Source organism: Methanomassiliicoccales archaeon (genome assembly GCA_029907465.1).
Classification (GTDB): domain Archaea; phylum Thermoplasmatota; class Thermoplasmata; order Methanomassiliicoccales; family JACIVX01; genus JACIVX01.
This window is the reverse complement of sequence record JARYLV010000013.1, coordinates 12,283-25,788: the sequence shown is the minus strand read 5'-3', so window position 1 is coordinate 25,788 and position 13,506 is coordinate 12,283. Positions and strand designations below refer to the sequence as shown.

Below are 13,506 nucleotides of genomic sequence, written 5' to 3'. Positions count from 1 at the left end.
ACATCTATCGACATTGAATGTAATGTAAGCAAACTACAACTCAAGAATTCCCAAAAGCAAGAAAATCGAAAAAAAAGGGAGGTAACAATTAGCTTTGGATACGCGCTTCCAGCTTTCCCATCGCCTTTCTCAGACCAATAAGCCCTCCGACAACTGAATGAATCATAGACCACGGAATGCCCACGTACATCTCTTCATCTCGGAGCTTACCGGCTGACCGACAGCCATAACAGCCGAGTGAGAAGTTGACTTTACCTGTTTTCAACGGTATTGTCGTCACATCTCCGCAAGAAGCTTGCATACCTGCGAAATTTGCTGTAATCCGTGGGCCACCAGTCGAATATAGAAGGGAGTTAGCAATCCACATCGCCTGTTTTGGAAGGCAGGTGATAATTACAACGTCGGGGGCATCAACAAAACTCTTAAGGGGGGCAACCAAAGTCCCTCCCGTACTACCCGGCTCAAGCTTTGGAACTTCTTCCATAATCCGCGCAGCGATCTTCTCCGATGCGGCAAGACCATGCATATATGGAACCTTACCAGATTTCACTTTTTCAGGTAATTCCGCAATCCCGAGTGCGGCTTTGGCGGCAGAACAAGCGTGCATTTCACCGGGGAGATAAAGGCTTGCACCAAGTGACGCCATATGAACGGAAACGCAGTGTCGGAGTGGAATATCGACCTTTCTAAATCCTGGAGAAGGCGATTCTTGCTGGTTCAGTAATTTTACCCCAACAGGCATTTTCTTGAGGTCGAGTAAGCTAGCGATTTTTTCTGATACTTCAACAATACCTGGATCACCTGTGATAATCGTCGCTTGATAGACCGCAGCAGGCTTTGACGGGATAGTAATCGCACCAACGGGACACTGATCTTCGCATACTCCACAGAGGGAGCAGAGTTCGCTGTTGATTAGACGGGGAGCATTGTCACCCATTTCGAGGGCGTTGCCCGGACATATTTCGATACATTTCCCGCACATCGTACATTTGTCAGAGTCAAAAATGATCTTTTCGACCATGCAAATCACCAATTTTCCGTCGCCCTTTTTACCAATTCTTTGATTTTTTTGACATCTTCCTTTTCACAAGTGGGAATCATGTTCTTTTTTATCCCACAATCTTTTGCCAATTCAATCGAAACGTCTGGTAACCGTCCCTTTTCTTGCAGAATTTGGGTTGCACACTTCATCGCGCAGCCATCGAGGACAATGATATGACTGGCGTTTTTCAAACTCTCCATCGCGTTCTTGCGGCCAAGAGCAAGTGCTGGTAAGCAAAGCAACTTGTATTTTTTCGGATTTTCATTTACAAGTTCCCTCACCACACAATCAGACAGTGTCCCTGTATTTGAAGCGCCGCTGCAGCTCACCAGAAGGATTTCCTTTTCGTTTTCTTTTTGAGAGTTTTCATTCACGTTTCTCACCATTTCAAATTAATTTGAAATTATTTCCATATTATATATAATTTATTGAAAGGTTTCGAGATCATGAATTAAAAAATGCAAACAATCGGTAAAAAAACAAAATATTCTGATTACTCGAAATGAGCTGTTCTCGACAGATCAATTCATTAATCATTTTGCTGACAGGATTATGATAGTAAAAACAAGCATGGCAAGTTATAGACAATCGAATGAATCCTGACGCATTTTGGGAATGACCAGCAAATATGAAGAATAATGAGTGATTCCTCCATTTAGTAAAAATTCACGATATCTATATGTTTCGAACCTCCTTGCTCGGATCCCTCCGTGGCCCTTCAATCACATTTATTTCTTTGTGATCTATTTCAGCCTATGACCCTTTCTGATCGATTGCATAAATCGATCCAAAAAATCAGGCATTTTCTAATCAAAACTATCGAAAAATAATCAATCAGTATTCAAAAAAATGAATGGAATCTTCATTTATTTATCTCCGGTCGACCATCATCCTTCGCCAAAAACGAAATATGTATAAAAGAGATAGATTGTAACAATAGTTAATCAAATTAGGTGTTTGTCGATGCCGAAGGTCTACTTTGATAATAGTGCAACGACGCGGGTTGATCCGAAAGTCGTCGAGGCGATGCTGCCATTCTTCGATGAAAAATTCGGGAACGCCTCAAGCCTCCATTCTTTTGGGCGTGAGGCGCAGGAGGCAATGGAGGAGGCAAGGAGAATCGTTGCTAAGGCGCTCAATGCAACATCAAGGGAGATCATTTTTACTTCGGGAGGGACGGAGTCAGACAATCTTGCCATCCAAGGCATCGCATTCGCAAATAAGGATCGAGGAAATCATATTATCACGAGCGCGATTGAGCATCATGCCGTACTTCACACCTGCCGATTTTTGGAAAGTCAGGGATTTAGCGTCACCTATTTGCCGGTGAGTAGCGAAGGAATTGTTTCTGAGGAAGCGGTCAAAGAAGCAATGACCCGTCAAACGATACTTGTATCAGTCATGGCAGCCAATAACGAAATCGGCACGATTCAGCCGATCCGAGCGATCGGCGAAATTGCTCATGATCACAAGACGCTATTTCACACAGATGCGGTTCAAGCATTCATGAAAATGCCAATTGATGTCGTAAAGGACTCAATCGATCTGCTATCACTCTCAGCGCATAAGATCCATGGCCCAAAAGGCGTCGGTGCCCTCTACGTCCGCAACGGAGTAAAGATAAGGCCGATCATGTACGGTGGCGGTCATGAAAGGGGGCTTCGTTCGTCGACCGAAAATGTCAGCGGAATCGTCGGTCTGGGTAAGGCGGTAGAGATCGGTATGCGAAGCATGATAGAAGATGTTGAAAAAATGAAGGCGATGAGAGAGCGCATCATTGACGGTGTCCTTTCTAGAGTCTCAGATTCCTATCTCAATGGCCATCGATACAAGCGTCTTTGCAACAATGCTAATTTCAGATTCGACTTTGTAGAGGGAGAGGCCCTCGTGCTTCAACTCGATATGAGAGGAATTGCGACGTCAACTGGCTCAGCGTGTTCTACGAAGGATCTCGAGCCATCACACGTCCTACTCGCATGCGGGCTCAGGCCTGAACAGGCGAGGGGGTCGTTGAGAGTTAGCCTGAGCAGGATGAACACATTTGAAGAGGTCAACTACTTCCTCGATGTTATCCCGGAGGCTGTCAGAACGTTGAGAGAGATCTCTCCAATTAGATCATGGTAGAAAAATGATAATCAGCAACTGCCGTGGATACCAATCCAAACCTTCGTGATTTCAAACCCCGCACTAACTGGTATTGAAAAGATCGTGGAAGAGTTCATGACGGCGTTGAGGGAAGGCCTTCGAAAAATACGGGCCAGAAGGGGTCCTGCTCCGGGATCCTCAACGGGACCATTTCACCATTTCTACGCCTCAGAATTCTTTTCTCAGTGGAGGCAACGACTTTCCCTATCACAGATGCCTCGATACCGGAACGTTTGAGGTTGCCGATGATTTGAGAGGACTTTTCCGCTGCCGCAGTAATAATGAGGGATCCCTCAGAAATCGCTTCGATAGGATCGATATTAAACGCTTTGCAGATCAACTCTACCTCATCGGGAATTATAAATTGCGACTCGTCGACCTCCATTCCGACATTACTTGCTTGCGCGATCTCAAAGAGACCACCGATCACGCCGCCCTCCGTCGCATCGTGCATCGCTGTTACTCCGCTTGTGTTCATGGCAATCATCGCATCCTTTACAACAGAGATCTTCCGCATCAATGACTTGGCTTTTTCAATCGTGTCAACATCGTAACTCCTGACCAGTTCTTTTTCATAGACAGATGCGAGGATTCCGACAGCCTCGATCGCTGGCCCCTTAGTCAAAATGATGTCGTTTCCAGGCTTTGCTCCAGCGGCAGTGACGTACTCCCCCTTCGCAGCAATCCCGAAGACCGTAATCCCACCGATAAGAGGCGTGGTAATTCCGGGATAATAACCCGTGTGGCCCCCGACAATGGCTATATCGAGTTCGATTGCAGCTCGATGTATTGAATCGACGATGATCTCGAGATCCGATTTTCCAGTTCCGGGCGGTACAAGTAATGTATAGCACATGTACCGCGGTTTAACGCCCATCACTGCCACATCACTCGCGCCTATGTGGACTGTATACCACCCAAACATCTCCAATGGAAGGGATGGAATAGAAAAAATCGGGTCTTCCGCAACCACGAGGACCAGGTTGTTGCCCAAATCGATCACGCCCGCATCAACACCCGCTTTCGGGGGTATGATTACCGTGTTATCGACTGCACCGAATCTGCCGACGATGATCGATTCGAACTCCTCTGGTGCTATTTTCCCGACTTTTGCTCCTTTTCGAATCATTCCCCTGGTTTCCCTAGAAAACGCGCTTGCGATCTCGCACGCTTCCCTCGCTACTTCAACTGGATCCTTTCCCACTAGAACGGAAACGGGCTCTTTTCCAACGGCGCCAGTTTCATAGAAGACTTTTGGTACCTTACCGCCTGAGGATCGAACCAGTTCATCAACTTTCCAGGGCATTGACTCGCCGTCTATTAATGAGAGTTCAACAGGTTCTTTTGACCGGTCGATGACGCCGAAGGTCCAGCCCTTTCCCTCACAAAAACCTTTGAGCCATTCTGTCAATTCTGGTGTGCCCGCGAAATTGATGCCAGCGCGGACACTTGAATCCCTTTTGTTGATTTCTATTATCAGCCTTGCCATATGATTCGATGCCCCGAATCTTATCGGGCCAGCAGCTCGTGGGAAGCCATCAACGACTGTAATTCTCCCCTCGACGGCAAGGACATCTTTAGGCGATGCCGCATTGGGCGAGGCAAAGACGAGATTCGTTCTGACCTCTGGAATTAAGAATGCAAAATCTCTGGAATTCTCTATGATTTCGAGGGCGAGTACCATTTTTCCGTACATCTCGACTCTATCTTCAAACTCCATGACCCTGTCCCTCTTTCATCAGAGGTATAAGAGATGAAATGCATTAAACTATCGTTAATATTCGCCATTGTGAACCTGGTAAATCCGGAGCAAATCTCAAAAATCGATTTTTTGGAGGGGATCCAACTCATGTAAACGTCTTCTGACGAGGTGGAGATGCACGAAAGTGTTCTCTTTTCTATGCGCACAAAACTATCATCCCTTGGATTCCTCCATAGCTATAAAAACAAGGACGGTTCGGTAAAAACAAAGTTGGAAGTCAAAAACACAATTAGATAGATAGCCACCGAGAGAGCGAGTTCAAGATCAACACTTTGATTCACCGTTCGAAGAGAGTTAAAGACCGAAGAATAGGGTTCCAATCATTTTGTAACGGTATGCATTAATGTTGTTGGCATTGTTTTTCGCTTAGGGGAGGAAATCTAAGGAGATTTGTTTCATCAACCTCGATAATTAAATGGAATAAAGGGATCATGCGCGCTCTCGAGTATATGAAAGAGTAGGCCCACCGAAAAGAGAGAAAGTCGTCTCATCTCTTTGAGAACAGATCGCTGATGTGAAAAAAGATTTGAGTCTTGTAATTAAATTTTAACTTTCAACGGCGCCGGAAGTAGATTCGCGACGTGACTTAAGACCAAATCGACTTCTTCTTTTTGCATTGAATTCAGATCGTATGATTTCTTTATGCCCAAGTCCGTGACAACGACGTGAATTGCTGGCTTAAGTCCTAAGTGTTCGAATGATTTCTTCGCACAAGCAAGGTGACACCCGTCAATGACCACCGAGGTTTCTGCTGCCCTTGCAGACTCGACAATCCCACTGACGTGTCCGCCTATCCCAGCGGCGCATGACATCCTCGCCCTTCCCGACATAGCTAGCATCTTGGCGACCTCGTTCGTGATCTGTCCTACATTCGAGCCGCCTGAACAAGCATAGACCAAAATCGGACCGCCACCGCAGAGGCACTCCTCTTGCTTAGGAACTCCCATTAATTCCCTCCTTTGAGCATCGATTTGATCTCGTCAAGAGTAGGAACCCTTCCGACGGCCTTCGCTTCGCCATCGATGTACAGAGCTGGGGTTATCATAATTCCCCGGTTCATGATCTCTTCGATGTCCTCAACTTTGACGACCTCCGCCGTTATACCGAGCTCCTCTACTGCCTGGTGCACGAGCTTTTCCAGCCTCTTGCACTTCAGACATCCTGTTCCGAGTACCTCAATCTTCACATTCTTCACCTCCTCTTCAGATATTCTTTCAAAAGCGCTTCAGCATACTCCCCTTCCGCACCAGGGGGGATGTAATTATAGATCTTGGCGCGTTTGAGTAATTGCTTTCCGATTTCTCCGCTGTCCCTCAGTCCCAGATTTTTGACTTCTTCGATGATCTCATCGAGATGGGCAATTCCAACCTGAAAACCCCCAACATTCAGCTTTTTGACCTTCCTCGCGGCAGATTCCGGGCAACACGGTTTCTCCTGACCCATACTATCCCACCAGTGCGCCATATATCAAACCAGCAGCTGTAGATATGAGAACAACAGAGATCCAGTAGACAAACGTTTTCTTCGCACCTATGATCCTATAGAGGACGATCAACGAGGGCAGGCTTGTCGTCGGACCGCTTAGCAGTAGGCTCAATGCCGGTCCAGAAGCCATGACACCTGTCGAATAGCCAAAAGTCGTCCCAATAATGGGAACCTCAAGCAACGTCGGCATGTAAAGGATCGCACCGATGACCGATGCGAGGAGGTTTGACCCGATTGAATTATCGCCGAGATACGGGCGGAAAGTTTCTGGGGGAAGAAAATATGCGATAACGCCGACGATAAAGGTACCAGCAATTAATATCGGAAATATCTTCTTGGTCAGATCCCATGTTTCCATGGCCCAGTTAGTGACCTCGTCCTTTTCAAAATAATAGATAAGCAAGACTGCGACGATAATTGTAAGCACGTAGATAGCAGCAAGCTTTGGAACCCATTCGAGCTTTGATGCCCCGATAAGAAGAATCGCGATGAGAAGTATGAAGAAGATTGGAACTACCCATCTCGGCCTTGGATCGGAAGGTTGTGCAGCGACGAAGATCTTCTCTTCCTTAAGAAGTGCCTTGTCATGTTTGCTGAAAACGAGAGCCATGATAAGCCCGACGACGATCGACAAAGCGATTGCAGATATCGCCCGTGCAGCCCCGAGATCATAACCCAATACTTGAGCTGTATAAACAATGGCCAGAATGTTAATTGCTGGTCCCGCAAAAAGGAAAGTCGTTGCCGGACCGATACCACTCCCCTTTTTGTAGATCCCCGCGAAGAGCGGTAATATTGTACAACTACAGACCGCGAGTATTGTCCCTGAGACTGAGGCGATGGTGTAGGATTTGATCTTCTTAACACTTGGCCCAAAGTATTTGAGAACCGCTTCCTTCTTGACGAATGCAGCGATAGCTCCAGCGATGAAGAACGCTGGAATAAGACAAGTAAGCGTATGCTGACTCAGATAGTCCATGATGCTGTTGAAGCCGCTGATAAGTGAATCAATTAGAGGGTCTCCCATTGATGTCGCCTATTTCAATATTTTTTGAATCACTATCAAAATGCGATAAATAAACCTTTTGCCAAAATTGATCATGAACCCCGATGCATTGACGATTGTGATTGGAATAGACCTGGAAACCTGAGCGCTCGGACTTATGATAGAAAAATTGAATTCCATTGGACCTCTAGACTAAAATAACGCGATCGAGACCTGAACCAAACAAGAACTTCCGAAGACTTGGAACTTCAAGAATGAGTGCTAGAAAAAGGATTAGAATCATGATTGAAATGCGTACCATTCACTTTGATCCAAAAAGCTCTCATGTTCGATATGAGAGTAGCCTATTGTTTTTATACGACTAGACGTATTTCTAAATTTGTTGAAATGCCATTTCATTCATGAACAATTGATGCAGATATCTCTAAGTGCGAGGCGGTGAGCATAGCATGGCAGAGCAGATATCAAAGAAACTCTCATTTCTCAACCGTTATCTAACTTTATGGATTTTCCTTGCGATGTTCATTGGTGTTGGCCTTGGGGCTGTTTTTCCTGCGGTGGCTGACATACTTAATTCGATGAGCATTGGCACTACCTCAATACCCATTGCGATCGGCCTCATTCTAATGATGTACCCGCCACTGGCCAAGGTCAAGTATGAAGAACTTTCAAAGCTCACGCGAATGCCTGAGTCTAAAATGATGTTTGGCACTTCCCTCACATTAAACTACATTCTCGGACCGTTTCTAATGTTCACGCTCGCATGGATATTTTTGCCAGATCTCCCTGAGTACAGAATAGGTCTTATTTTGACAGGCCTCGCGAGATGCATCGCAATGGTTCTCGTATGGAATCAGTTGGCGGAAGGCGATTCCGAATATGCTGCCATATTGGTCGCACTGAATTCCATCTTCCAGATTCTCACATACTCATTCTACGCCTACTTCATGATTTTCGTGCTCTCGGAGTTTATTGCACCGGGATCTGGTGTCGCCGTCAGCATATCGATATGGGAGGTTGCCCAATCTGTACTCATTTATCTTGGGATTCCTTTCTTTGCCGGTATCATTACGAGATACGCCCTCTTACCACGAAAGGGAGCGGAATGGTACGATAACAAATTCATCCCTAGGCTCAGCAAGGTTTCATTGCTCGCATTGCTTTTTACGATCGTCGTCATGTTCTCCTTGAAAGGAGAGTACATATTGCAGCTGCCGATTGATGTGCTGAGAATCGCGATCCCACTGCTGCTTTACTTTACCATCATGTTCCTCCTTTCCTTCCGCCTTTCAATCCGCTTGAAGTTCGACTACCCGCATGCCGCCGCTCAGAGTTTCACTGCTGCGAGCAACAACTTCGAACTGGCTATCGCCGTCGCAATTGCGATATTTGGCATTGGATCTGGAGTTGCATTTGCCGCCGTCATTGGTCCGCTCGTCGAAGTGCCTGTTCTGATCAGTCTAGTGAATGTAGCATTTTGGTTTAGGAGAAAATACTACGACTCAAATGGAAGGGTAAAAAGCGCTGCGCCTGCCTAATAATTTCGCTCGACCAGATACAATCAAGGAAGCGTCTCTTCTGCGATAAAAATACGGTACGCTTAACTGACGCAATTGCGTATATTGTATACCTGGCTCGCATAGGCCTTGGTGGCAGAGAAGGGGCGCATAACTCCATCTCGAAGAAATCGCGTGAGATAGCGCAAAACAGAGCGGTTGAAAACAAATTGAGCAGAGATATGTACTTCCGAAAAGAGTTATTACGAAATGACTCTGCCACGAACGCAAAAAAATACGCTCGATCGGCGAACATCAAGCGTTTTTTCCGTCATAAGCGCAAGAATTCAAAAAAGAATATATTCAAGGAATCCGTAATAACTAAACGGCGTTAGGGGGGACCGAGCTTGGTAGTCATCGACGAAATGAATCGAAAGATCATCAAGCTTCTTGCCACTGAGGGCAAGATGACTTACAACGAAGTGGCCTCTAAACTGCGCCGGTCTCCGTCGACGATTCGAGACAGGATAAGGAGATTGGAGGATGACGGTGTCATTCTTGGTTATGTGGCGATTGTCAATACTGAGCAGACTGGCATGAAAGCGGACGCAGTGATTTTCGCAAATCTCGCAAAGAATGTCGTCGCCGATGATTTGAAAAAATTGAGGGATGTTCCAGGTGTGATGGAAGTTCTCAATGTTTCTGGCGAAAGAAGTATCATGATCAGAGTCCACGCACCAGATAATAGAGCCCTCGAAGATATTATCACAAAGAAAATAATACCGATCGGCCTGGTCGACCTGGAAGTCCAAATCGTCCTCGAATCTGTGATGAGGTTTCCTGGACTTTGACTAAGGATTTCCTAGATGAGCGTAGGGTCATAATGTCCGTGGAACGGTCGGTGTGTGTGCGGTACTACCTTTGTATAGTCTTCCCAATCCCGCGGGACTTCCACCCCGAATGCAGCCTCGTACTCCCTTATGAGCGCTTCCAATTGTACCAGATCGTTCTCCGTTTTTTCTTTGATGACCGCTCCTGATCCTAACTGATTAGGGTTAAGCCTGCCCCTAATGAAGATGGTTCCACCGTGCATCCCCGCACCTATGTTAGCTCCAGAGACCACCCGCTCGTCCATACCAATACCAAGTACCAAGACCGTACCGCCAGCCATGTATTCTCCGAGATAATCTTTGACGCCTCCTCCGACAACGATTGCAGGCTTCAGACCAGCAAACTCCTTCATGTGGATACCCGTTCGATAACCAGAATTCCCCTTGATAAGGATAATACCGCTCCTCGCAGCGAGTCCAGTTACATCCCCTGCGTTACCGTGCACGATAATTTTGCCCGAGTTCATCGTATTTCCTGTCAAATCCTGGGCGTTACCAAAGACCTCGATTGTCGCCCCGTTGAGAAACGCCCCGAGATTGTTGCCAGGGGTTCCATGTACCTCAATCTTAACATCTGGATCTGATAGAGCAGCGCCGATATATCTCTGCCCAAGCGCACCTTCGATCACGATGTGTTTATAGCCAGCGTTAATGCATTTCTTTATCGCGAGATTGAGAATTTTGTAATCAAGAGGATGACCTAGGTGATCACGTTTGTCTGCGCGAATCGTAGCTGTCTTGACGACACCACTTGCTTCGAAACTGAACTCAATATGGTGGTCAATGAATCCATTAATACTGAATTTACCGTCTGAATTCATCCTCAACCCCACCCTTCGCCAACATGCTTCACTCCCATGATTTCGGCAATCTTCGGGTTTGGCCCGATGTACCTCAGTCTGTCCCTATTACCGATCAAGCTCTCAACGGCGTCGATGCCCATCGCCCCCAGCACCTCCTTAAGCTCCTCATTCCATGCGGTGAAAAGCCTCGTAATTCTCGCAGATGCGATCTCTGGGTCGAGCCTCGCAGTGAGCTCTGGTTTTTGTGTTGCAATTCCCCAAGCACACAGACCTCGATGACACTGCTGGCAAACCCTGCACCCCATTGCGACGAGTGCGGCGGTGCATACCATCGCCACGTCCGCTCCAAGTGCCAGAATCTTGATCATGTCGGCAGAGGACCTTATGCTCCCACCAGCGCAGAGTGTGATCTTGTTCCTTAACCCCTCCTCTGCGAGACGCTTGTCAACGACAGCAACAGCCACCTCGATCGGAAGGCCAGCGTGGTCCCTTATGACACGTGGTGCCGAGCCAGTCCCTCCTCGAAAACCATCGATCGTTATGAAGTCAGCTCCTGCCCTCACAATGCCAGATGCTATTGCGGCGACGTTGTGCACCGCTGCGATCTTGACGCCGACAGGGATCCTGTAGTCCGTTGCCTCCTTCAAGGCGCAGATCAGCTGCTGCAAGTCTTCGATACTATAGATGTCGTGATGTGGGTATGGCGAGAGCGCATCGGTACCGGTCGGTATCATTCTCGTCTGCGAGATGAGATCAGTGACCTTCTCACCAGGGAGATGACCACCGTGCCCAGGCTTTGCGCCCTGCCCTATTTTGATTTCAACGGCGGCAACCCTTTTCAAGTAATCTGGTGTGACGCCGAACCTCCCGCTCGCCACTTCGCTATTGATGTGATCCGCATAAGCATAGAAGTCTGAATGAAGGCCACCCTCGCCTGAGCCGGCTATTATATTGAGGTCGCATGCCGCTTTGAAAAGGGCCTTTTGCGCTGGATAGCTAACTGCGCCCAAGCTGATGTGGCCAATCATGATCGGCATATCCATCATGATAACGGGGCCGATATCCTCGTCCTCCAGCAGACCTTTCTTTTCGGAGCTTGTGAGCTTCCCACCCCTCCTGCCGAGAAATGTTATAGTCTCGATCGGTTCTCTCAGCGGGTCGATCGATGGGTTTGTTACCTGTGCTGCATCGAGCAATAGTTCGTCAAAGATCATCGGGTATTCAAGATCGGTGCCACACGACGATAGCAGGACCCCGCCAGTATTTGCCTGGGAGATAATACTTCGTCTGATTCTCTCGGTAAAGGTCGAATGAGGCGGGAAATGGTATGGGAGGAGGCGAATTTCTATAGCGCCAGTAGGGCATATTGCAGTGCAACGGCCGCATGCGACGCACCCCCGAAGCGGTCGCACCTTGCCATCACGAAACTCCAGGGCGCTGTAACTGCACTCCCTGACGCATCTTTTGCAACCCTTACAGAGTTCATAATCGATAACGGGTCTGTATCTATCTGGCAGTTCTTGAGCGATCCTTTCCTGTGATAAATTCAATGAATCACTCATTCCACTCCCCCCAGAAAGGTGATTCTAGACCATCTCTTATGATCCCATTGCGGACCTGCGCGATGGCGGGACTCCCAGCGTTCGGGGTCCACGTCTCCGCATTCGGTTCGATTGCCCTGATCGCACATTCCTCGCTCGCTGCGAAAAACATCCCCTCATCTGATGATTGGCCGACAATCAAAGGCCTGAGCTTCTTTCTATCCGCAAGGGCGATCATAGTGATCTCTGGCTCTCTCCTTCCTACCAAGATGCTGAAGGGGCCGTTGAGAAATGCTTCCTTGTAAGTGACCCTTATCAGTGTTGCTAGCTTCTGGTTCTGCGGATCGAGGTGTTTAATATCGTGATAGTACCACGGCGCCATCGCAAACGCTGCGAGGTTGATCGGCAGACCATGTTTTCTCACGAGAATGTCCCAAAGATACGCGACCACCTCCGTATCGGTCAAGAGTGTGCAGCTGTAGCCTTCCATTTCTACGAACTTCCTGTTGACGCCGTATGAAGTGATCTCGCCGTTGTGGCAGACGGCCCAGTCGAGGATACTTATCGGATGGGCACCCCCCCACCAGCCAGGAGAATTCGTTGGAAATCTTGAATGGGAGATCCACATCTTCCCCCTGTATCTCTGGATATCGTAGAAATCAGAAATTTCAAAGGAATATCCATTCCCTTTAAAAACGGCCATGTCCTTCCCACTCGAGATGCAAAACGCTCCATCTACGTGTTGGTTTACATGCATGACAAGTCGAACGACATAGTCCTCTTCTGAAAGCTTCTGGTTTCCCCTCCATTCTCTCCGTTCAACCGGTCTGAAAAAGAACCTCCAGACGAGAGGAAAAGGCGGTTTCAGCGTCGTCGACTTCTTCGTAAAGACCTTTTCATCCTTTGTAATGTTCCCGTGATCTTTGAGAAACTCCTCAACAGAATTCTTGACGTCCTCGTCGTCAAAGAAAAACTGGAGGCAGAATTCATCCCGACGTTCTGGGAACAACCCATAACAGGCATAGCCTGCCCCGAGACCGTTTTCACGCTCACTCATCGTTGTCAGCATGGTGGCGATTTTCTCCCCAGATATAGGTTCTCCGTCGAGTGATAGGCAACCAGCTATACCACAACCTCCCAACTGATAACCCTCTCTTCTGCGCATTGATCCTGATCGGAGCGACATTTCTCCGCTCTCATTAGAGCTAAAAGCACCATTTGAAAGGAAAAACGATGATTTCGGAAATGACCTTTCTTCATCCAAATCAAATCACCTTGCCAGCAATTCCTATCAGTCACTTACAAGCCAGAATATGTCCAATTGTCTGTGAGGAGC

General features: G+C 47.5%; 13 protein-coding genes. 3 read left to right on the top strand and 10 right to left on the bottom strand.

Annotation, left to right across the window (positions count from 1 at the left end; all coding sequences use genetic code 11):
* Nucleotides 1-88: 88 nt before the first annotated feature.
* Both QHH00_05915 and QHH00_05910 read right to left on the bottom strand, forming a co-directional pair.
* Nucleotides 89-1,021, bottom strand: coding sequence for a DUF169 domain-containing protein (locus QHH00_05915; GenBank protein ID MDH7508918.1), 933 nt, complete (start codon nucleotides 1,019-1,021; stop codon nucleotides 89-91).
* 5 nt (nucleotides 1,022-1,026) lie between these two features.
* Complete coding sequence (locus QHH00_05910) at nucleotides 1,027-1,428, bottom strand: putative zinc-binding protein (GenBank protein ID MDH7508917.1); 402 nt, start codon at nucleotides 1,426-1,428, stop codon at nucleotides 1,027-1,029.
* Nucleotides 1,429-2,005: 577 nt separating this feature from the next.
* Here QHH00_05910 and nifS point away from each other — a divergent pair.
* Entirely contained in the window at nucleotides 2,006-3,166 is a 1,161-nt protein-coding gene (gene nifS / locus QHH00_05905; protein MDH7508916.1) for a cysteine desulfurase NifS, read from the top strand.
* 94 nt (nucleotides 3,167-3,260) lie between these two features.
* Here nifS and QHH00_05900 read toward each other — a convergent pair whose 3' ends face one another.
* The 5 genes from QHH00_05900 to QHH00_05880 all read right to left on the bottom strand — a co-directional run bounded on the left by QHH00_05900 (nucleotide 3,261) and on the right by QHH00_05880 (nucleotide 7,461).
* A complete protein-coding gene (locus tag QHH00_05900; protein MDH7508915.1) occupies nucleotides 3,261-4,907 on the bottom strand; it encodes a thiamine-phosphate synthase family protein in 1,647 nt (548 codons plus the stop codon).
* Nucleotides 4,908-5,488: 581 nt separating this feature from the next.
* Nucleotides 5,489-5,896 (bottom strand): putative zinc-binding protein, encoded by a 408-nt coding sequence (locus tag QHH00_05895; protein MDH7508914.1) that lies wholly within the window; start codon nucleotides 5,894-5,896, stop codon nucleotides 5,489-5,491.
* Entirely contained in the window at nucleotides 5,896-6,144 is a 249-nt protein-coding gene (locus QHH00_05890) for a thioredoxin family protein (protein MDH7508913.1), read from the bottom strand. The genes QHH00_05895 and QHH00_05890 overlap by 1 nt, the downstream gene beginning before the upstream one ends.
* A complete protein-coding gene (locus QHH00_05885) occupies nucleotides 6,141-6,392 on the bottom strand; it encodes a hypothetical protein (protein MDH7508912.1) in 252 nt (83 codons plus the stop codon). The genes QHH00_05890 and QHH00_05885 overlap by 4 nt, the downstream gene beginning before the upstream one ends.
* A 1-nt stretch (nucleotide 6,393) precedes the next feature.
* On the bottom strand, nucleotides 6,394-7,461 hold the full coding sequence (locus tag QHH00_05880; GenBank protein MDH7508911.1) for a permease: 1,068 nt from the start codon (nucleotides 7,459-7,461) through the stop codon (nucleotides 6,394-6,396).
* Between the two features lie 428 nt (nucleotides 7,462-7,889).
* Between QHH00_05880 and arsB the strand changes: the two genes are divergently transcribed.
* Nucleotides 7,890-8,978: an ACR3 family arsenite efflux transporter gene (arsB, locus tag QHH00_05875; GenBank protein ID MDH7508910.1), complete on the top strand. Its 1,089-nt coding sequence runs from the start codon at nucleotides 7,890-7,892 to the stop codon at nucleotides 8,976-8,978.
* Nucleotides 8,979-9,343: 365 nt separating this feature from the next.
* Entirely contained in the window at nucleotides 9,344-9,787 is a 444-nt protein-coding gene (locus QHH00_05870; protein MDH7508909.1) for an Lrp/AsnC family transcriptional regulator, read from the top strand.
* A gap of 11 nt (nucleotides 9,788-9,798) precedes the next feature.
* Here QHH00_05870 and QHH00_05865 read toward each other — a convergent pair whose 3' ends face one another.
* Genes QHH00_05865 through QHH00_05855 form a run of 3 tightly spaced genes read right to left on the bottom strand, consistent with a single transcriptional unit; the run spans nucleotide 9,799 to nucleotide 13,434 of the window.
* Complete coding sequence (locus QHH00_05865) at nucleotides 9,799-10,647, bottom strand: hypothetical protein (protein ID MDH7508908.1); 849 nt, start codon at nucleotides 10,645-10,647, stop codon at nucleotides 9,799-9,801.
* A gap of 2 nt (nucleotides 10,648-10,649) precedes the next feature.
* Entirely contained in the window at nucleotides 10,650-12,191 is a 1,542-nt protein-coding gene (locus QHH00_05860; GenBank protein ID MDH7508907.1) for a glutamate synthase-related protein, read from the bottom strand.
* On the bottom strand, nucleotides 12,184-13,434 hold the full coding sequence (locus QHH00_05855) for a glutamine amidotransferase family protein (protein ID MDH7508906.1): 1,251 nt from the start codon (nucleotides 13,432-13,434) through the stop codon (nucleotides 12,184-12,186). Before QHH00_05855 ends, QHH00_05860 begins: the two co-directional genes overlap by 8 nt.
* Nucleotides 13,435-13,506: the final 72 nt, after the last annotated feature.